General features: G+C 42.8%; 20 protein-coding genes and 4 tRNA genes. 22 read left to right on the forward strand and 2 right to left on the reverse strand.

Annotated features, from left to right (window positions below; translation table 11 throughout):
* Positions 1-71 precede the first annotated feature (71 nt).
* The 6 genes from clpX to hpf all read left to right on the forward strand — a co-directional run bounded on the left by clpX (position 72) and on the right by hpf (position 7,241).
* Positions 72-1,313 (forward strand): ATP-dependent Clp protease ATP-binding subunit ClpX, encoded by a 1,242-nt coding sequence (gene clpX / locus MKS91_RS04065; protein WP_258569564.1) that lies wholly within the window; start codon positions 72-74, stop codon positions 1,311-1,313.
* Positions 1,313-3,643: an endopeptidase La gene (lon, locus tag MKS91_RS04070; protein WP_258569565.1), complete on the forward strand. Its 2,331-nt coding sequence runs from the start codon at positions 1,313-1,315 to the stop codon at positions 3,641-3,643. Before clpX ends, lon begins: the two co-directional genes overlap by 1 nt.
* Positions 3,615-5,381 (forward strand): ABC transporter transmembrane domain-containing protein, encoded by a 1,767-nt coding sequence (locus MKS91_RS04075; protein ID WP_258569566.1) that lies wholly within the window; start codon positions 3,615-3,617, stop codon positions 5,379-5,381. Before lon ends, MKS91_RS04075 begins: the two co-directional genes overlap by 29 nt.
* 16 nt (positions 5,382-5,397) lie before the next feature.
* Positions 5,398-6,288, forward strand: a complete 891-nt coding sequence (locus MKS91_RS04080) for a glutathione S-transferase family protein (protein ID WP_258569567.1) — start codon at positions 5,398-5,400, stop codon at positions 6,286-6,288.
* A 274-nt stretch (positions 6,289-6,562) separates the two neighbouring features.
* Positions 6,563-6,943 (forward strand): DUF2177 family protein, encoded by a 381-nt coding sequence (locus MKS91_RS04085; RefSeq protein WP_258569568.1) that lies wholly within the window; start codon positions 6,563-6,565, stop codon positions 6,941-6,943.
* A 13-nt stretch (positions 6,944-6,956) separates the two neighbouring features.
* Positions 6,957-7,241, forward strand: a complete 285-nt coding sequence (hpf, locus tag MKS91_RS04090; protein ID WP_258569569.1) for a ribosome hibernation-promoting factor, HPF/YfiA family — start codon at positions 6,957-6,959, stop codon at positions 7,239-7,241.
* Here hpf and MKS91_RS04095 read toward each other — a convergent pair.
* The gene (locus MKS91_RS04095; protein ID WP_258569570.1) at positions 7,238-8,653 is read right to left on the reverse strand and encodes a lytic transglycosylase; all 1,416 of its coding nucleotides are present in this window, start codon (positions 8,651-8,653) and stop codon (positions 7,238-7,240) included. The two genes, hpf and MKS91_RS04095, sit on opposite strands and share 4 nt — an antisense overlap.
* A gap of 155 nt (positions 8,654-8,808) precedes the next feature.
* On the opposite strand from MKS91_RS04095, the gene MKS91_RS04100 reads away from it, so the two are divergent.
* Positions 8,809-9,663, forward strand: coding sequence for a hypothetical protein (locus MKS91_RS04100; RefSeq protein WP_258569571.1), 855 nt, complete (start codon positions 8,809-8,811; stop codon positions 9,661-9,663).
* Positions 9,664-10,029: 366 nt separating this feature from the next.
* Here MKS91_RS04100 and MKS91_RS04105 read toward each other — a convergent pair whose 3' ends face one another.
* Entirely contained in the window at positions 10,030-10,812 is a 783-nt protein-coding gene (locus tag MKS91_RS04105; protein WP_258569572.1) for a DUF1295 domain-containing protein, read from the reverse strand.
* A gap of 185 nt (positions 10,813-10,997) precedes the next feature.
* Here MKS91_RS04105 and gloB point away from each other — a divergent pair, with 185 nt between their 5' ends.
* The 15 genes from gloB to rplL all read left to right on the forward strand — a co-directional run bounded on the left by gloB (position 10,998) and on the right by rplL (position 18,236).
* The gene (gene gloB, locus MKS91_RS04110) at positions 10,998-11,744 is read left to right on the forward strand and encodes a hydroxyacylglutathione hydrolase (RefSeq protein ID WP_258569573.1); all 747 of its coding nucleotides are present in this window, start codon (positions 10,998-11,000) and stop codon (positions 11,742-11,744) included.
* Positions 11,741-12,373, forward strand: a complete 633-nt coding sequence (locus MKS91_RS04115; RefSeq protein ID WP_258569574.1) for a class I SAM-dependent methyltransferase — start codon at positions 11,741-11,743, stop codon at positions 12,371-12,373. Before gloB ends, MKS91_RS04115 begins: the two co-directional genes overlap by 4 nt.
* Complete coding sequence (rnhA, locus tag MKS91_RS04120; RefSeq protein WP_258569575.1) at positions 12,370-12,810, forward strand: ribonuclease HI; 441 nt, start codon at positions 12,370-12,372, stop codon at positions 12,808-12,810. The genes MKS91_RS04115 and rnhA overlap by 4 nt, the downstream gene beginning before the upstream one ends.
* Entirely contained in the window at positions 12,803-13,444 is a 642-nt protein-coding gene (gene dnaQ / locus MKS91_RS04125) for a DNA polymerase III subunit epsilon (RefSeq protein ID WP_258569576.1), read from the forward strand. The genes rnhA and dnaQ overlap by 8 nt, the downstream gene beginning before the upstream one ends.
* A gap of 116 nt (positions 13,445-13,560) precedes the next feature.
* Positions 13,561-13,642: transfer RNA gene (locus MKS91_RS04130), tRNA-Tyr, on the forward strand.
* 3 nt (positions 13,643-13,645) lie between these two features.
* Positions 13,646-13,719, forward strand: a tRNA-Gly gene (locus MKS91_RS04135).
* Between the two features lie 16 nt (positions 13,720-13,735).
* A tRNA-Thr gene (locus MKS91_RS04140) sits at positions 13,736-13,809 on the forward strand.
* 13 nt (positions 13,810-13,822) lie between these two features.
* Positions 13,823-14,998 carry an elongation factor Tu gene (gene tuf / locus MKS91_RS04145; protein ID WP_258569577.1) on the forward strand — a complete coding sequence of 392 codons (1,176 nt, stop codon included), beginning with the start codon at positions 13,823-13,825 and terminating at the stop codon, positions 14,996-14,998.
* An 11-nt stretch (positions 14,999-15,009) separates the two neighbouring features.
* Positions 15,010-15,082: transfer RNA gene (locus MKS91_RS04150), tRNA-Trp, on the forward strand.
* Between the two features lie 158 nt (positions 15,083-15,240).
* Positions 15,241-15,591: a preprotein translocase subunit SecE gene (secE, locus tag MKS91_RS04155; protein WP_258569578.1), complete on the forward strand. Its 351-nt coding sequence runs from the start codon at positions 15,241-15,243 to the stop codon at positions 15,589-15,591.
* Positions 15,592-15,596: 5 nt separating this feature from the next.
* Entirely contained in the window at positions 15,597-16,154 is a 558-nt protein-coding gene (nusG, locus tag MKS91_RS04160; RefSeq protein ID WP_258569579.1) for a transcription termination/antitermination protein NusG, read from the forward strand.
* 19 nt (positions 16,155-16,173) lie between these two features.
* Positions 16,174-16,626, forward strand: a complete 453-nt coding sequence (locus tag MKS91_RS04165) for an uL11 family ribosomal protein (RefSeq protein WP_258569580.1) — start codon at positions 16,174-16,176, stop codon at positions 16,624-16,626.
* Positions 16,610-17,293 (forward strand): 50S ribosomal protein L1, encoded by a 684-nt coding sequence (gene rplA, locus MKS91_RS04170; protein ID WP_336604807.1) that lies wholly within the window; start codon positions 16,610-16,612, stop codon positions 17,291-17,293. Before MKS91_RS04165 ends, rplA begins: the two co-directional genes overlap by 17 nt.
* Positions 17,294-17,303: 10 nt before the next feature.
* Positions 17,304-17,831, forward strand: a complete 528-nt coding sequence (rplJ, locus tag MKS91_RS04175) for a 50S ribosomal protein L10 (protein ID WP_258569582.1) — start codon at positions 17,304-17,306, stop codon at positions 17,829-17,831.
* A gap of 24 nt (positions 17,832-17,855) precedes the next feature.
* On the forward strand, positions 17,856-18,236 hold the full coding sequence (rplL, locus tag MKS91_RS04180; RefSeq protein WP_258569583.1) for a 50S ribosomal protein L7/L12: 381 nt from the start codon (positions 17,856-17,858) through the stop codon (positions 18,234-18,236).
* The last annotated feature ends 12 nt before the right edge of the window (positions 18,237-18,248 follow it).

Consider the following 18,248-nt stretch of genomic DNA (forward strand, 5'->3'; position numbering starts at 1 on the left):
GCCTTACATTGAAAATGAATCATGCTTTTTTTGAAAAAGCGGTTATAAGTTAATGATAAGAGGTTTTAGATATGGTCGATGTAAGTATTCACAAATGCTCATTTTGTGGTAAAACTCAAGATGAGGTCAAAAAGCTGGTTGCTGGGCCAAACGTATATATTTGTAATGAATGTATTAAACTGTGTAATGATATTTTACACCAGCAATTGGGCGAGGATATTGCCGAAGGCGATGAGGTTAATTTATTAACGCCGAAAGAAACCAAAGAATATTTAGATAAGCATGTTATTGGTCAAGAAGATGCTAAAAAAGTGTTGGCTGTGGCGATGTATAATCATTACAAGCGGCTTCTTTCAGTAGAATCTCCTAAAGTCAAAATGAATAAAAGTAATATTTTGTTACTAGGGCCAACGGGTTGTGGTAAAACGCTTCTGGCACAATCTTTAGCAGATTTGCTTCATGTGCCATTTACAATTGTTGATGCAACATCATTAACAGAAGCTGGCTATGTCGGTGAAGATGTTGAAACCATTATTCAAAAATTACTTCAAACCTGTGATTTTGATGTTGAGAAAGCGCAACGTGGTATTATCTATATTGATGAGATTGATAAAATAGCCCGTCGTGGTGCCAGTGCTTCAATTACCCGTGATGTTTCCGGTGAAGGAGTCCAGCAAGCTTTATTAAAACTGATTGAAGGCAGTGTGGTGAATGTCCCACTACAAGGTTCACGTAAACATCCTGGAAAAGAGTCTATTCAGGTTGATACCTCACAGATATTGTTTATTTGTGCGGGGGCTTTTGTTGGTTTGGAAGAGATCATACGTGAAAGGACTGAGAAAGCAGGTATTGGTTTTGGTGCCCATGTCAAGCAGTTGTCAACGTCTGATTCTTTGTTGAGCCGGGTTGAAACAGAGGATTTGGTTAGGTTTGGTATGATTGCTGAATTAATGGGAAGGGTTCCTGTTCATGCGGTGCTATCAAGTTTGAGTCAAAAAGATCTTGAGCGCGTCTTGGTTGAACCTGAAAATTCGTTGATTAAGCAATACCAGCATTTATTTGATTTGGTTGATAATGTTGAAGTTGTGTTTGAAGAATCTGCAATATCAAAGTTAGCCAAGAATGCCGTTCGTACCAAAACCGGTGCGAGGGGCTTGCGCGGTGTGACCGAGCGCTTGTTGATGGATACAATGTATCATTTGCCGTCGATGAAAGGATTAGAAAAGGTGATTATTGATGCTGATGTGATTGATGGAAAGTCAGACCCAATTTTGGTGTATAAGCAAGATAGTAAAAAACGTTCTGGAGAATAATGATGGCAAGTTTAGATGATGTGAAAAAAAGACGGGTGGTTGCCGTCCGTGAGGTGGTAATTTTTCCTGGAACTGTGATTCCTTTGTATGTAGGGAGGAAGCCATCATTAGCAGCGATAGAGGAAGCATTGTCTGACGATGGGATTGTGCTGTGTGTGACGCAAAAAGACCCAGAAAAAGAAGAGGTATCGGCTAGAGATTTATACCGTTATGGAACATTGGTTAAAGTCTTGCAGGCGGTTCAAATGCCTGATGGTAGCTTAAAAGTTTTGGTTGAAGGTGTCGCACGGGCAAGCATTACCAAGCTTGAGAAAACGAAGGACGCTGTAACAGCACATTATAAAGAGGTTGTGGCACCAAAGGTATCAGGGTCATTATCTGAAACATTGCTAAGAGTGTTGCAGGATAAATTCAGTGATTATCTCAAGACTTCAGAGCACACAATGATGGACATTGTGACCCAGATGGCCACCAGTGCAGGTGTTTCTGATTATGCAGATTTAATAGCAGCGCATTTGCCATTGAAGACAAAAATTAAACAGAATATATTGGAAACTGTTGATATTGAGGCTCGGGTAAAAATGATCCTAGTGGCGTTGGAGCAGGAGCTTAACTGGCAAGACAAAGAAAAAGAAATGCTTGAAAAGGTTCGGGATGAGATCAATGAGGACCAGCAAAGTTACTTTATTCGTAAAAAGATGAAAGTTTATGAAGAAGAGCTTAAAAAGATGGGAGATGATTCGATCTCCGATGCGGCCAGCTACGATGATAAAATTAAGAAGTTAAAACTTCCTAAGGAATTGGAACAAAAGTTACTACATGAATCAGGTAAACTGAAATTCATGCCTGACATGTCAGCAGAGTCTACGGTAGTTAGGAATTATTTAGATACGGTTTTGGGTTTGCCTTGGGGGAAAGCGTCTAAGATTAACAGTGATTTGGATTTGGCTGCTAAGCTACTTGAGGACAATCACTATGGGCTAAAGAAGGTAAAAGAACGGATATTGGAAGCATTAGCGGTGTCACTTCGTGTCAAGAAGGTGAAAGCACCGATTTTATGTTTAATGGGGCCACCGGGTGTGGGTAAAACATCATTGGGACGCTCAATAGCTGAAGCCATGGGACGGCCTTTTGTGCGGGTTGCATTGGGTGGTGTTAGAGATGAGTCTGAGATCAGAGGGCATCGACGTACTTATGTTGGCGCCATGCCAGGACAAATTATTCGTGCATTGACTCGATCTAAATCTATGAACCCATTGATCATGCTGGATGAGGTAGACAAGATGGGAATGGATTTCAGAGGCGATCCCGCTTCTGCATTATTAGAGGTTTTAGATCCTGAGCAGAATGATAAATTTGTGGATCATTATGTAGAGTCAGAAGTGGATCTATCTGGGGTATTGTTTATAACAACAGCCAATACCATGGATGTGCCACCAGCATTATTAGATCGGATGGAAATGATTGAGCTGAGTGGATATACTGAAGATGAAAAGATGCATATTGCTAAAGAGCACTTGATGTCAAAATGTCTTAAAGAGAATGGTTTGACGAAAAAAGAGTTATCTGTGGGGCAAGATGCGATCCAAGAGATTATCCAATCATATACCCGTGAGGCCGGTGTGCGTGAGTTGGATCGTCATATTTCAAAAGTGTGCCGGAAAGTGGTTAAAGAGATCCATGTTGCAAAGCGTAAGCCAACAAAAGCCAAAGTTATTCAGAAAAAGGATTTACAAAAGTATTTAGAGTCGGCGCCTTATGAGTTATTGGATGTGGCTAAAGAATCGAGGGTTGGTATTGTCAACGGGCTCGCGTGGACACCTTCTGGAGGAGAGTTACTCAATATTGAAGCCTTATTAATTCCAGGTAAAGGGGAGTTGGTGTATACGGGGTCTTTAGGTGAAGTGATGCAAGAGTCTATTCGGGCAGCCCATACGGTTGTGCGTTCTGTTGCTAGTAGGCATAAGATCAAAGACGATGTCTTTACCGATAAAGATTTTCATATTCATGTACCAGAAGGAGCCACACCAAAAGATGGCCCGAGTGCTGGCATTGGGATGGCAACAGCGATTCTATCAGTTGCCACAAGGCGTAAAGTGAAAAACAAGCTTGCGATGACTGGTGAGTTAACACTACGTGGTGATGTCTTGCCGATTGGTGGTTTGAAAGAAAAGATTCTTGCAGCGATTCGTTCTGGTGCTGATGAGGTTGTGATACCTAAGGGGAATAAAAAGGATTTAAAGGATTTCCAAAAAGACATTGAGGGTAAGATTCAGGTTCATTTGGTCGCTACAGTCACAGATGTGTTTAAACATGCGTTTGTTGAGTAGCCAATCAGCGAGACCCTCTCGCTTTGCGCCATACCGGTTGCTCAAGCCAATTCTGGTACAATACCGTTGGCAGTTGGTTCAGGCTTTGTTTGCCTTATTGGCTGCTGCAGGTTTTACCTTGGCATTCCCAATCATTATTCGGATGATTGGTGATGCAGGTAGTGCTGCAAATATCATACTCATGCAACAGGGATTTCTATTTTTGTTTGTGTGTGCGGTGTTTTTGGGGCTGACAACGGCTTGCCGTTTCTATATGGTCTCTTGGTTGGGTGAAAGGGTAGTGAGTGATGTTCGTAAGAGGCTCTTTTCACATTTATTGAAGTTACCCAATGCATTTTATGATCAAAACCAAACGGGTGAATTGTTAAGTCGTTTAACAACAGATACCACATTGGTAGAACGGGTTGTGGGTACGAGTGTCTCTTTGGCATTACGAAACAGTCTGTTGTTAGTGGGATCATTGGCGATGCTGTTGTATACCAGTGTGAAGATGACCTTATGGGTATTGGTAATGACCCCAGTGGCAATTATTCCTGTGGTGATGTTTGCAAGAAAGTACCGTTTGTTGTCTAAAGAAAGCCAAGAATATGTTGCCAAATCGAGTGCTTATGCGGCTCAAGTGTTGGGGGCTATGGATGTCACCAAGTCGTATCAATATGAAGCAACGGCAAGAAAACATTTTGATGTCGTGGTTGAGGATGGCTTTGATATTTCCAAGAAACGGATCATGGCACGTTCCTACTTAACGGTATTTATCTTTGTGCTCATGGTGGGAGCCATGGTTGGTGTGATGTGGTTGGGTGCTCTAGAGGTACTGAGTGCCAATGCGACATTGACGTCTGGGCAGCTGGCTCAGTTTTTTGGTTATGCGGTTTTTGTTGCAACGTCTGCTGGATCACTGTCGGAAGTTTGGGGAGACTTAATGCGAGCATCCGGCGCTTTACAAAGAATTATTGCGCTACTGGCAGAAATTGAGCAAAGTGATCAAGGAAGCCAGAAATCATCGGGCTATAATATTTCATTTAAAGATGTGTCTTTTGCTTATCCCAACCGTTTGCATATGAAGACCTTGCAAGGAATCTCCTTTGAAGTTCCAGAAGGCACGGTGACTGCTTTGGTTGGTCCTTCAGGGGCGGGGAAAAGTACCATTTTCAAAATGCTCATGCGTTACTATGAGCATGCTTCAGGAGAGATTGCTGTTGGCGGGGTGAATGCCACGAAAATGTCACTGAAGCACTTACGAGAAAAGATTGCCTTTGTGGGTCATGATTGTGGGATTTTTCCAACATCTGTTCGAGACAATTTATCCATGGGAGAAGTCTATACCGATGAAGCACTACATAATGCGTGTATGAAAGCCAATATAGCCGGTTTTATTGAGAGTCTACCAGATGGTTATGAGACACTATTGGGTGAGAGAGGGGTACTGTTGTCAGAAGGACAGCGTCAGAGAATCGCTCTTGCTCGTGCTATCCTAAGAGATGCGCCAATAGTATTACTGGATGAAGCAACCAATGCTTTGGATGCCATTACGGAAGAAGCTATTAGTCATGCGATTTCTGATGCATTCAAGGATAAAACAGTCTTGGTTATTGCGCACCGTTTGTCAACGGTGGTAAATGCGGATCAAATCGTGGTGATTGATCAAGGTGCGATAGAGTCTATTGGTACGCATAAATCCCTTCGTAAAGGCTCGAGTATTTACGCAAAATTGGCACAGATTCAGTTGTTAACATAATCCTCAAGGAGTGAGCATGGGATATTTGAATAAAGGACAGTGGGTTGTCGGAGACTTCCCGATTAAATCAGGGGCATTTGTCAGAGAAGCCGCAGGCTTTCGGGGGAAGATTGATCCTTTAGAGATTCAAGAAGACCCCAACCGTTTTGAATTGTATGTATCACATGCCTGTCCTTGGGCACACCGGACACTCATCTTTCGTGAGCTCTTGGGACTAGAGTCTTATATCCCAGTTCATGTGGTGGATCCATATATGTCAGAGGAGGGGTGGTCTTTTGAGAAGCCAGAGCCTAATTTGGGGGGCAGTTACTTGCGTGATATTTATGCTGTCCATCAAGACTATGTAGGTCGGGTCACGGTTCCAGTATTGTGGGATCGTAAGAAACAAGAGATTCGAAACAATGAATCATCAGAGATCATTGCCATGCTCAATTCCTGTTGGCGTGACGTACATCCATCATCATTCAATCTGATTCCAGAAGACCAATTAGATCAAATTATTGAATTAAATGAATGGATTTATCAGCATATCAACAATGCGGTTTACCGTACCGGCTTTGCAACAGAGCAAGAGATTTATGAGACGGAATGTCAGGCGTTGTTCCAAGCGCTTGATATTCTAGATGAGCGCCTGGGTAAGAGTGAATATCTGTTAGGCTCTGAGATATTAGAGCCAGATATCCGATTGTTTGTGACGTTAATCCGCTTTGATTGGGTGTATGTGGGACACTTTAAGTGTAATATTCGTCGTATTAAAGATTATCCCAACTTATCTTTATATGTTGATAAAATGCACCAATTGCTTTCAACAACAGTGAATAAAGATCATATCAAACAGCACTATTATATGTCGCACCCCAAGATCAATCCCAACCAGATTATACCGTTAGGACCTATTGATGATTAAAATAGTTTTCTAGGTGGTGAAAAAAGAACTTCTCTTTCAGCGGCACTCCGAACATGAGGTAATCTTTCAGTTGGTCTTTTGCTCAAGCCTGCAACGCAGCTTGCTGGTTTTTTATTTAGGATTGCTATAATTTATATCATTTTCAGTGTCTTGATGTTATCACGCTTGTGTGTCAGCTATTAAGGGGAAAGCGGTTTGTTAAAAAAAGATGAAGGGATGCTTTTTATTCTCAGTCAAAGCCATTATAGTACTATAAGTATCAATGGAGAGATGAATGGACATTATGCGTGGGTTGGGGATAGCTGTTTACTTTTTATTGGCAGATGCGGTATGGATTACGCAGTTTGCAACAAAGCAGTATCGGGATGCTTTGGGAGAGTTCTTGGTGATGCCAACAGGAATGCCACTGGCAGTGGGGCTATGCCTTGTGTATGGCTTGCTTTTATTGGGATTGTTTTACTTTGTCTTGGTAGAAGGCTCAGGGTTAATGAGTGCGATTATTTTTGGTTTTGTGGTCTATGGGGTGTATGGGTTAACCAATTGGTTGATTTTGGATCGCTGGACGGCAAGTCTGGTATTACTGGACTTTTTATGGGGAGGGTTCCTCTATGGGTCATCATGGTATCTTGCATCGGTGATCAATTACTTAAAATAACTGGGAGAGAAAAATGGATATTCAAGTTACATTTCATCAGATGGAGTCGTCTGATGCGATTAAAGACTATTGTCAAAAGAAGATGGATAAGCTTGTGAAGTATTATTCAAGAATATCCAGCGCAAAGATTGTGTTGGAGATCATTAAGCTTGAGCATCATGTCTCAGTGGTATTGGGTTTGCCTCAAAAGAAAGTGGTGAAGGCTTCAGCCAATGAGAAAAATGATATGTATGCAGCGATTGATGCAGTCATAGACAAGCTTGAGCGCCAGCTCACAGACTTTAAAGAGCAGCACTAACCTTTATTAACAGAAGGGATGACAAGCCGGTCTTGAGGGTGAATAATATTACTCTTAAGCTGGTTTGCATCCTTTAATGCTTTTAAGGAGACACGATGGTCTCTGGCTATTTTGGTTAATGAGTCATTAACCTTGACTGTGTAGAAGTGTGCGGTATCTGCAGGGGTGTATTTCCAGACCACAATGGTTTGGTTCGGTCTGATTGCAGGGGACTCGAGGTTGTTCCAGGCGACGATATTGTCGATATCCACATGGTATTTCTGTGAGATATGATACAAGGTTTCTTTCTTCTTAACCGTATGGACAATTCTTTGAGGTTCTGGACTGAATTGGTTGATTGAACCGATGGTTTCTTTTGGTGCTGAACGGTGGGTGTGCTCAGGGATCAAGAGTTTTTGATTGACTCGTATGATGTCATTTTTAAGATGGTTGACCCGTTTTATTTCAGCCACAGAGGTGTCAAAGTTATGGGCGATAACACTGAGGCTTTCGTTGGGGGATACAATATGATAGTTCCAGTTGGATTTGGAGACTTGGCGCAGTTTGGATGCATCATGAGTGATGGTTTTCAAGGCTTTGTAATCAGTGCTTTGCACAAGGATCTGGTGTGGGCCATCAGGGTCTGATAAATGTCGTTTAAACCCAGAGTTGATTTCTTCTAGTGACAAAGGATCAATTTCTGCAACTTTGGCCAGTTGATCAATCTCTAGTTGACCTGGGAAGTCAACGTGTTTAACCGTGATGGTTTCATCGAGTTTGTCTTGGTTGTGACGATACACTTGTAAGACCGCTTGTAACTTGGTGGTATAGGCTTTGGCATCAGCATCAATAGGCAGAGCATCAAGGCTAATGTCTTTGCCCATTCGTTTGTTGGTATTCACTGCATCAAGAACCGGTTGTAGTCCGGTATGGTAAGCTGTGAGTGCTAGCGTCCAATCATTACCTAAAGTGGTATGCAGAAACTGCATATAAGCAATGACAGCGTCTGTTGATTGCTGGAGGTCTTGTCTTGCATCAAACCAATAGCCATTGGTGAGAGATAAGTTTTGTGCCATGGTGGGGCTTAATTGCCAGATACCCGTATTGTTATTCGTCGTTAAGGTATTTTGGTATTGGGAGTCCAATAAAGGAATCAATGCAATGTCTGATGGTACCTTTGCTGCTTGGCAAGCTGCCATGACATAGTGGAGCATATGCTGCTTTTGAATCAGTGCTTGCGAGATGGCTTGATGGTCTATTTGAGTGAGGTATTCATTTGAGGCAGTTAAATGAAACTCAGAATCAACATAGGCCGCTGTTGGACAAGATTGGCTATCAGCAGCGTGCTCTTGGGGTTCATTAAAATAAGACCCACATCCTGATAAAGTCGATAAGCTGATCCCTAGGCATAATAAGGTTTGATATCGTTGCATCGTCCATCTCCGCTATAATCTTTTTGCAGTATTACATAGAATACATAGGCTTAGCAAGTGCTATCCACTAAAATTAAAAAAAAGTTAAAATAGGGGTTGAAGATGGTGTTGAAAGCCGTTATATTAAATTTAAGTTTATTTATTAGGGTCTGATTATGACAAAGTTACTTAAAGCAAGTTTATTACTAGCAACTCCTTTACTATTCGCTTATGGCGATAACGACAACCGTTCTATGGACGATGGCATGACTTTGAGCCTAGGTTTTGAAGGTTCAGCGGGTATTTTAGAGCAGAGCTGGGGTACGGCTAGTACTGCTACTCCTACAGCAGGTGATGCATTGGGTGGGACTTTATCGCATGCTTTTAACAAAACAACGTTCCGTTATGGCGAGTCTAATGAAAAGCTTCCGAACTACAATTTTGGTGGTTCCGCTATTGTTAGAACACAGTTGGCAGAAGATTTCAAATTGATGCTTCGTTTCGGAATTTCAACAGGTGCTGATGACGCGAAAATGTTTGGTACAGCTGCAATAGGGGCTGCAGTTAGTGATGGTGCTAATCCAACTGTTGCTAGTGAGTCAACATGGAAGTCAAAAATGGCACTGGCACCAGCAGCTTTCTTAGGTTATGACTGTCTCTATGTGGGTGCTGAGTACTTCATGCAAGAGTTTGAGATCTCAGGCCATGGCGTTGCTTTTGAAAAGAGTGCAGGGTTCAAAGAAAACCAAATCCTATTCGGTCTTCGTGGTGAAATGAACTATGACATGGAAGACATCAGCTTGATCGTATCGGTTGAAGCCATGTCAAACTTCAGTGCGAAATCTGACAGTGAAGCAGATTCTTATTATAAGAATCTTATAACAAATCAGCAAGAATCTACAGGTCATATTGATTCTGTAAAATATGATGTTGCTGCTACTGCTAATGCTGCTGATATAGCGCACAGCTCTACGCATACAAACATCACGAGAGTTTCAGTGAACATTGGTATGATGTTTGTTGACTTCTAGTCCGCTTCGCATGGTGCCTTCCTAAGGATGGGAACGCCATGTCAAGTTAAAAGGGGCCCTTATGGGCCTCTTTTTATTTGGGTGAAATTTAGGGAGATCAGTTTTGATGTTAGCACTAATGTTGAGATGAAGCTTCCCCAGTGTTAGGTCGTATTAGATGATTGCTATATAGTGTGTGATGCGGTGTTCAGGCTAGGTAGGGTATATAACACGCTTAGGGCTGAGTGCCGTTATATCTTGTTATGGTGTTATGTGTTATCTTTGGTCAGCACTGTATGGGGTTGTATGTGCGTGTGGTCGGTGGGGGCAAGACATGCTGGTCTGGTATTGTCAGCCCATGTCTTGTGGTTTAGGCTTTGTGGTTGGTTATTTGATGCGGAAGGGGATGATGCATGGGGTATTGGCTTGATGGGCCAAATAGCCGGGTTTTTCTTGTTGTAGGTAAGGCTCATGGTTCTTGGCGCCGGAGAGTTCTGATAGGGTGTAGAATAATAACATGGGGCCGATGAAAGCGATTAGGGAGAAGGCTGTTAGGGCTTTGCTGGATGCAATGAGAGCCATGCCAAACCAGAGTAGGATTTCACCGAAGTAATTTGGGTGGCGGGAGTATTGCCATAAGCCAGTTTTTAAGAACTCATGATGGGCGTGTGATTTTTTGAACGTGTACATTTGAAAGTCTGCGATGCTTTCATAGATGAGTCCAGTGATGAAGAGGATGCAGCCTAGTGCGAGAAGTACGTATTGGATCTCGTGGGTGAATTGGATGGTTTGGTAGTAACTGATGTGGATGGGGGTTGCAAAGATGAGGAGAAAGAGGCCTTGGATCATGAAGGGTTGAAAATAGCTGAACCACCAAAATCTGTCTTTGCCGTATTTTTCTCTGAAGCGTTGATAGCGTTTTTCTTCACCGATGCCATAGTTTTTTAATCCGATATACCCGCTGAGGCGGAGGGCCCATAGGCTTGTGGTGGCGAATAATATTTGGCTGATGATGTCGATATTGGGGGCAAATAACCCGTAGGCCACATGGATTAGGATGAAGTTGAGGCCGTATATGGTGTCAACAATGGATACGTTGCGAATAAGGGTTGAGATGATCCAGAAGAATGACATCCAGGCCCAGACAAAGAGTATTGCGTATTCGATCATGACATCTCCATTTGTCGATACAATGTAACTTATATTGTACTCGCTATTGGGGGTATTGCAATGGTTGTTGCTCAATTGACAGTCAGTATGATATTTTTATCGGGTAGCAGGGAATATTGTCAATGTATCCTTGATACTCTTTATGATCGGTGTAGAATAAAATATCAGGTTTGAGTGGAGCAATTGTGGAGATAGAAGCGTTAAGGGTATTAGACACCAACTACACTTATGTTATCAGTTGTGTGGGTGGGTGTATCGTTATTGATCCTGGTGAGTTTGAGCCTTTGGATGATTATTTAAGGGCACACGATCTGAATGTGGTGGCTACTTTGCTGACTCATAAGCATTGGGATCATACTGCAGGTCTTCAGGATTTATTGGCGGCATATCCACATGAGGTTTATGGTGGGGCTGTAGAAGATTTTGATGTGCCTGTTGATCATTTATTGTCTCATGGTGAGGTTGTTGATATTCAAGGAGTGGTGATTGAGTGCATTCATTTGCCAGGGCATACCATGGGGGCTTGTGGGTTTAAAATTGCAGACAATCTATTTACAGGTGATGTGTTGTTTGGTGCAGGGTGTGGTCGGATTTTTGAGGGAACCGTGGATGATATGCTGCTTAGTATGGACCGTATTTTACAATATCCTGATGAGACAAAGATCTATCCAGGGCATGAATATACCGCTGGGAATTTGAAGTTTGCGGCATATGTTGAGCCAAATAATCCTGATATAAAAGAGCGGATGACGCATTCAGATTTGCTGCCGTCAACGCTTGCTGTAGAGCGGAAAACCAATCCTTTTTTACGAGTGAATCATGAAGAGATACAGCAGGCTTTGGCGTTGAAAGGGGTTGTGGTGACAGACCGAGCCAGTGTCTTAGGGGCTTTAAGGTCTTGGAAGAGTGATTTTGATCAGGAGGGGGTATGAGTATCTATGCTGATTTTAGAGATTGGCAAAGCCAGGCAACAGGGGATGCGATTCATGCCAATAGCAAAGCGTATGTGGATAAGATGCTACAATCACATAAGCCGGGGTTGGTGGTGCAGTTAGAAGGTAGACCGTTATTGGATCATTATCCTGATACGGTGGATTACTATCATGTGTCTGAAGATGCTGTGGTAGAAGCGCATGGTTATACCGTTGAGGCAGAGCAGGCATTTATGCCATTCCCAGATCAGTCGGTTGAGTTATTACTGGTGGCTCATGCGTTGGAACTGTATCAGAATATGCCAGCGCTTTGTTGTGAGTTTGAAAGGGTTTTGGCGCCGAAGGGGAGTATTATAGTGACCACATTGGTAAGCTCATGGATTGGGGGGAGTATTCCAGCGACGTACCATCCGTTAGGTGGTTTAAAGGTGGCGCCTAGGACATTGAGGCGGATTAAGCTTTGTTTGGCTAGGGTTGGTTTGGAAGTGGTGTCAGAGTTTTCGTTAATGTCAGATCCCAATGCTGTGATGATGGGAGATCGGGTGAGAGAAACCATTGTTTCGCCTATTGGGTTAGAGGTTGTAAGGGCAAAGCCAGTTTGGTCTGGTATGGTGGGTGTTGCAAAATGAGTCAAAAGGTTCGGTTATATACAGATGGTAGTTGTTTGGGGAATCCTGGTCGTGGTGGTTGGGCGGCACTATTGGTTTTGGGGGAGCATGAGAAGTTGTTGTCAGGTGCGGCGTATGACACAACCAATAACAGAATGGAGCTGTTGGCAGCAGTAAAAGGGTTGGCGGCGCTGAAGCGGCATACCAAAGTTGAAGTTTGGACAGACTCTCAGTATGTACGGCGGGGGATGATAGAATGGTTGCCAGGTTGGGTGAGGAATAACTGGCGGAATTCTCAGAAAAAGCCAGTGAAGAATCAAGATTTGTGGCAAATGTTGGTTGCAGAGGCCGATAAGCATGAGATAGAGTGGCATTGGGTAAAGGGTCATTCGGGGCATGTTGAGAATGAACGGGTCGATGAGGCGGCAAGATTGGCGGCGGAGAAGTTAAGTGAGTAAATTGATTTTTGTGGATACGGAAACAACGGGTATCAGTCGTAAGACAGAGCGGATACTTGAAGTAGCATGTATTGAGGTGGATAATCGACATCGTACAGGGCGGCAGCTGCACCAGTATATCAATCCTGAAAAAGCGGTTGAGGCAGGGGCGTTTAAAGTTCATGGGATCAGTTGGGAAAAGGTCAAACATGAACCGGTGTTTGCGGATGTGGCAGAGTCGATTATTGATATGCTAAAAGGTGGGGTGTTTGTAGCACATAATGCACCGTTTGATATGGGATTCTTGAATGAAGAGTTCAAGCGAGCAGGTTTTGACTTTCAAATTGGTCGAGATGTTGAAGTGTTGGATACATTAAAGTTAGCAAAGGAGATGTATCCAGGACAGAAGAACAGTCTTGATGCCTTGTGTAACCGTTTGTCGATTGATCGTTCTAGTCGTGTTTTGCATGGTGCCTTACTGGATACTGAATTGTTGATACAGGTGTATATAGCGATGACTCAGAAGCAAGAGCGTTTCGCGTATGCGGGTAAAAAAGACCAGCATAAATCTTTGCGGCCGGTGTCATATCATGCGTGCGTTCTTGATGATGACGAAGCAAGGGCGCATGATGAGTACATAAGCGCATTAAGGTAATTATAGGCTTAATATTACGAAGTCTTGTGCGGTGACACTAAAAATATTTTATTTTGGGAGAAAAAATAACAATAAGGGTTGACAAGGGCGCTAATATATAACAAAATTCGATCATTGGTGGGATTCCCGAGCGGTCAAAGGGATCAGACTGTAAATCTGACGGCTTCGCCTTCGAAGGTTCGAATCCTTCTCCCACCATATGCGGGTGTAGTTCAATGGTAGAACCTCAGCCTTCCAAGCTGATGGTGTGGGTTCGATCCCCATCACCCGCTCCAGGGTTTAAATGGGTACGCCCACATAGCTCAGTTCGGTAGAGCACTTCCTTGGTAAGGAAGAGGTCACCGGTTCAAGTCCGGTTGTGGGCTCAGGTAATAGTAAATGGTGGAGAAATTCATGTCAAAAGTACACGTGAATGTGGGAACCATTGGTCACGTAGACCATGGTAAAACAACATTAACAGCGGCGTTGGTTCGTCAGAAAGGTGCGGAAGGCGGTATATCTGTAAAAGATATTGACCGTGCGCCAGAAGAATCTGCGCGTGGAATAACAATTAATACTGCTCACGTTGAGTATGAGACAGACAATAGACATTATGCACACGTTGACTGTCCAGGGCACAAAGATTACGTAAAGAATATGATCACGGGTGCTGCTCAAATGGATGGTGCTATCCTTGTTGTGTCAGCAAACGATGGTCCTATGCCTCAAACAAAAGAGCATATTTTGCTTGCGCGTCAGGTCGGTGTTCCTCAGATCGTCGTATTCATGAACAAGTGTGACATGGTCGATGATGAAGAGCTATTAGAGCTGGTTGAGATGGATATTAGAGATCTATTGGGCCAACATGGCTTTGATGGTGATAATGCGCCTGTTATTCGCGGTTCAGCACTGAAAGCTGTTGAAGGTGAAGCGGGTGATCTTGGGGCTGGTGCGATTGATAAGCTGGCTGAGGCTTTGGATACGTTTATTTCTGATCCAGTGCGTGATTTGGATAAGCCAGTGTTGGTGCCAATTGAGAACGTGATGACCATTTCAGGTCGTGGTTCTGTTGCAACAGGTCGTATCGATCAAGGTATCTTGAAGGTCGGCGATGAAGTAGAGATCATTGGTATTCGAGACACTCAGAAGACAACTTGTACTGGTGTTGAAATGTTCCGTAAGGAATTAAAGCAAGGTCAGGCTGGTGATAACGTAGGTGTTCTCCTAAGAGGGCTGAAGCGTGAAGATATTGAGCGTGGTCAGGTTATTGCAACCCCAGGTTCTATTACACCTCATACCAAGTTTGTTGCTGAGGTATATATCTTGACAAGCAAAGAAGGTGGTCGTCATACGCCATTCTTTAAAGGTTACAGACCGCAGTTCTATTTCAGAACAACTGATGTAACGGGTGCTGTTGAGTTGCCAGAAGGTGTAGAGATGGTCATGCCGGGTGATAACATCACCATTACGGTTGAGTTGATTGCGCCGATTGCGATGGAAGACGGTCTACGTTTTGCGATCCGTGAAGGTGGTAGAACAGTAGGTTCTGGTGTGATTGCATCAATCATCGAATAGGTAAAAAGTTTAGGCCAGTAGCTCAATTGGCAGAGCAGCGGTCTCCAAAACCGCAGGTTGGGGGTTCGACTCCCTCCTGGCCTGATTTTAAAGTGCTGATTATTAACAATAATCGGCATTTTTTTTGAAAAAAGTTCATTTTATTGTAAATAGTTGTATTTTTTTGTTGCTAAATAGTAAGTTGTATATTAAGGTTGGTGCAAAGTGCATGATTTATTGCAAAAATATTTAAGGTATTACCCATGAGTCTTAAAGTAAAAGATAGGTTTTTTTCGGCATTGCTCGGAGCCGCTTCTGCGTATGCGGTTTATGTGCAGTATTTCGCACCGATACAAATCCGTCAGCAGGTACCATATGTATGGGGTTTGGTTCTTGTTGTGGTGTTTTTGTTTTTGCGAATGAGCCAGCCAGGTCAAGATTTTATTGTATATGTTAAACAGGCGCGTGCTGAATTGCGCAAGGTTGTTTGGCCTCAGTCATCAGAAGTTATGTCTGCAACAACGGCAGTGGGTATCGCGGTTGCAATCTTTTCAATATTGGTGTCATTATTGGATTCAATGTTAAGTGGCCTATTGGCAAAAATTATAGGGTAATGATCATGTCGAGTGAAGAAAAACAGTTAAGTTGGTATGCCGTACAGGTTGCAACGGGTTTTGAAAGCAAAATGATTCAAGAAATTGCATCTAAGATCTCTCTTGAGGGTTTGGGTGAGTCTTTTGGTGATATGGTTGTGCCAACTGAAGAGGTGATAGAGCTTAAAAACGGTAAGAAGCGTAAAGTAGTCAAGAAGCTAATTCCTGGCTATATCTTTATTCAAATGGATATGAATGATGAAGCGTGGTTTTTGGTTCGTAACGCAACAAAAGTGCTGGGCTTCCTAGGGGCGAAGAAAGGAAAGAAACCTTTGCCAATGCCAGCCAACGAAGTCGAAAATATGCTGAATCGTGATAAGAAGGCAGAAGAAGATAAGCCAAGGTTGAGTGTGGTATTTGATTACGGCGAACTTGTTCGGGTGTCTTCGGGGCCTTTTGCAGACTTTCAAGGGTCTGTGGAGGATATCATTCACGAGAAACAGCGTTTGGTCGTCTCGGTGATGATTTTTGGTCGCTCAACACCAGTTGAACTGGAGTTTGGGCAAGTAGAGAAAATAACATAATATTGTAAGGGTGTAGATAATGGCAGAGGATAACATACAGATTGTTAAGTTGCAGGTTGAGGCTGGAAAAGCAAACCCAGGTTCTGTTGGTGCTGTATTGGGTCAATACGGTGTCCAGTTGATGGATTTTTGTAAGAAGTTTAATGATGAAAGTTCGAAGTTTGATGTAAAGCCAGGTGCGAAGCTACCGGTAACATTGCATGTGAACAAGAAAGACCGTTCATTCACCATGAAGATTTCTCAGCAGCCAGTTGCGCATATGATTAAAGACATTATCGGTTGCAAAGGTAGTGGTGAGCCCAATAAAAATAAGGTGGGTAAGCTTGCGATGAAAGATATCATGGCAATTATAGAGAAGAAGCGTGAAGAGTTAACAGGTGTTTCTGACCAAGCGCTTATTAATACAGTAGCTGGTACTGCAAGAAGTATGGGTGTAGAGGTTGAGATCGGGGAGAATAAAGATGGTCAGTAAGAGAATGAAAGAAGCGCATGACGCATATGACAAATCCAAGGTATTGCCATTACAGGAAGCCATTGCTTTAGCGCAAAAGCTGTCTACTGAAAAATGTTCACCTGCGGTGGATATCGTCATGAGCTTAGGTTTGCCAAAAGGTGAAAGTGTTCGCGGTGCGTTAAGTCCTGAGGACGGTATTGGTAAAAGTAAGCGAGTTGCTGTATTGGCACAAGGTGATCAAGTTGCGAAGGCAACAGATGCCGGTGCTGACATTGTGGGTTCTGATGATCTGATTGAGATGATTCAAAAAGGTGATATGAATTTTGATGTATTGATTGCAACGCCAGACATGATGCCAAAGGTTGGTAAAGTCGGCCGTATATTGGGTCCTAAAGGTTTGATGCCAAACTTGAAGTTAGGTACGGTAACTACAGATGTGGCTCAAGCGGTTAAAAATGCTAAGAGTGGTCAGATTTTCTTCAGAAGTGACAATGCAGGTTCTTTGCATGCACGATTGGGGCCGGTTGCATTTAAGCCAGAGCAGTTGATAAATACTGTGCAAACATTGGTAGCAGAGTTGAAGCGATTGAAGCCAGCTCGTGCGAAAGGACAGTATATACGTTCATGCTTTGTATCAACAACCATGGGTCCAGGTATCCGTGTTGATATTCATACATTAGACTAGGGGATAAAAAATGGCTATTTCAAAAGAGAAAAAACAGCAACAGGTTGCGGTTATAAAAGAGTTGGCTGACAAAGCACATGCAGTAACGATTGCAGTAAATCATGGTGTCGAGTCAAATGATATGAATGCACTGCGTGTTAAAGCAAGAGAAAACAATGTTGTTTTAATGGTTGCAAAGAATAATTTAACCAGACGAGTTTTTAATGACTCTGAACAGTTTAACGTGGTTTGTGAAGACTTAAAGAACCCAGTGATGTTAGGATTTTCAATGGAAGATCTGTCATCAAGTACGAAGGTATTGGGTGAGTTTTCAAAGGTTAATGACAAGCTTACAGTTCAAGCTGCAGCGATCGAAGGTATTCGATATGGTGCAGACAACATTAAGTATGTTATGAATTTGCCGAACAGAGAGCAAGCAATTTGCATGGTTGTTCTGGGCGTCAAATCTCCTTTAGTACAGTTTTCCGGTGTGCTACAGGAGTTATATGGTCAATTTGCTAGAGTTCTACACGCTGTGTCTGAACAAAAGCAAGGTTGAGTTTAGATAAATTGGAGATAAATAATGAGTGAAAAAGTCAAAGTTGATGATTTATTAAATAGTATTGATAGTTTAACGGTTGCTCAGTTGGTTGAGTTGGTTGAAGCTATTAAAGAAAAGTACGGTGTTGATCCTCAGCCTGCTGCTGTTGCTGTTGCTGCTGCTCCAGCTGGTGGTGAAGCTGCTGCTGAACAAACTGAGTTTAACTTGGTTCTGAAAGGTGCCGGTTCTAGTAAAATTGCTGTGATTAAAGTGGTTAAAGAAGCACTTGGTCTTGGTATTAAAGACGCAAAAGAAAAAGTTGATTCTGCGCCAGTTGCATTGCTAGAAGGTGCTGATAAAGCTAAGGCAGAAGAGTTAGCTGCACAGCTAAAAGAAGCAGGTGCTGACGTATCAGTTGAATAATACTGTTTCATC

It is taken from the genome of Candidatus Synchoanobacter obligatus, from assembly GCF_024259865.1.
Lineage (GTDB): Bacteria > Pseudomonadota > Gammaproteobacteria > Comchoanobacterales > Comchoanobacteraceae > Synchoanobacter > Synchoanobacter obligatus.

Coding starts and splice junctions, on each gene's coding strand:
- MKS91_RS04075 (WP_258569566.1), top strand. CDS start 3,615: ATGTGTTTAAACATGCGTTTGTTGAGTAGCCAATCAGCGAGACCCTCT.
- rplL (WP_258569583.1), top strand. CDS start 17,856: ATGAGTGAAAAAGTCAAAGTTGATGATTTATTAAATAGTATTGATAGT.
- rnhA (WP_258569575.1), top strand. CDS start 12,370: ATGAGTCAAAAGGTTCGGTTATATACAGATGGTAGTTGTTTGGGGAAT.
- hpf (WP_258569569.1), top strand. CDS start 6,957: ATGGATATTCAAGTTACATTTCATCAGATGGAGTCGTCTGATGCGATT.
- clpX (WP_258569564.1), top strand. CDS start 72: ATGGTCGATGTAAGTATTCACAAATGCTCATTTTGTGGTAAAACTCAA.
- MKS91_RS04105 (WP_258569572.1), bottom strand. CDS start 10,812: ATGATCGAATACGCAATACTCTTTGTCTGGGCCTGGATGTCATTCTTC.
- nusG (WP_258569579.1), top strand. CDS start 15,597: ATGTCGAGTGAAGAAAAACAGTTAAGTTGGTATGCCGTACAGGTTGCA.
- secE (WP_258569578.1), top strand. CDS start 15,241: ATGAGTCTTAAAGTAAAAGATAGGTTTTTTTCGGCATTGCTCGGAGCC.
- lon (WP_258569565.1), top strand. CDS start 1,313: ATGATGGCAAGTTTAGATGATGTGAAAAAAAGACGGGTGGTTGCCGTC.
- MKS91_RS04165 (WP_258569580.1), top strand. CDS start 16,174: ATGGCAGAGGATAACATACAGATTGTTAAGTTGCAGGTTGAGGCTGGA.
- MKS91_RS04115 (WP_258569574.1), top strand. CDS start 11,741: ATGAGTATCTATGCTGATTTTAGAGATTGGCAAAGCCAGGCAACAGGG.
- MKS91_RS04095 (WP_258569570.1), bottom strand. CDS start 8,653: ATGCAACGATATCAAACCTTATTATGCCTAGGGATCAGCTTATCGACT.
- MKS91_RS04085 (WP_258569568.1), top strand. CDS start 6,563: ATGGACATTATGCGTGGGTTGGGGATAGCTGTTTACTTTTTATTGGCA.
- MKS91_RS04100 (WP_258569571.1), top strand. CDS start 8,809: ATGACAAAGTTACTTAAAGCAAGTTTATTACTAGCAACTCCTTTACTA.
- MKS91_RS04080 (WP_258569567.1), top strand. CDS start 5,398: ATGGGATATTTGAATAAAGGACAGTGGGTTGTCGGAGACTTCCCGATT.
- rplJ (WP_258569582.1), top strand. CDS start 17,304: ATGGCTATTTCAAAAGAGAAAAAACAGCAACAGGTTGCGGTTATAAAA.
- tuf (WP_258569577.1), top strand. CDS start 13,823: ATGGTGGAGAAATTCATGTCAAAAGTACACGTGAATGTGGGAACCATT.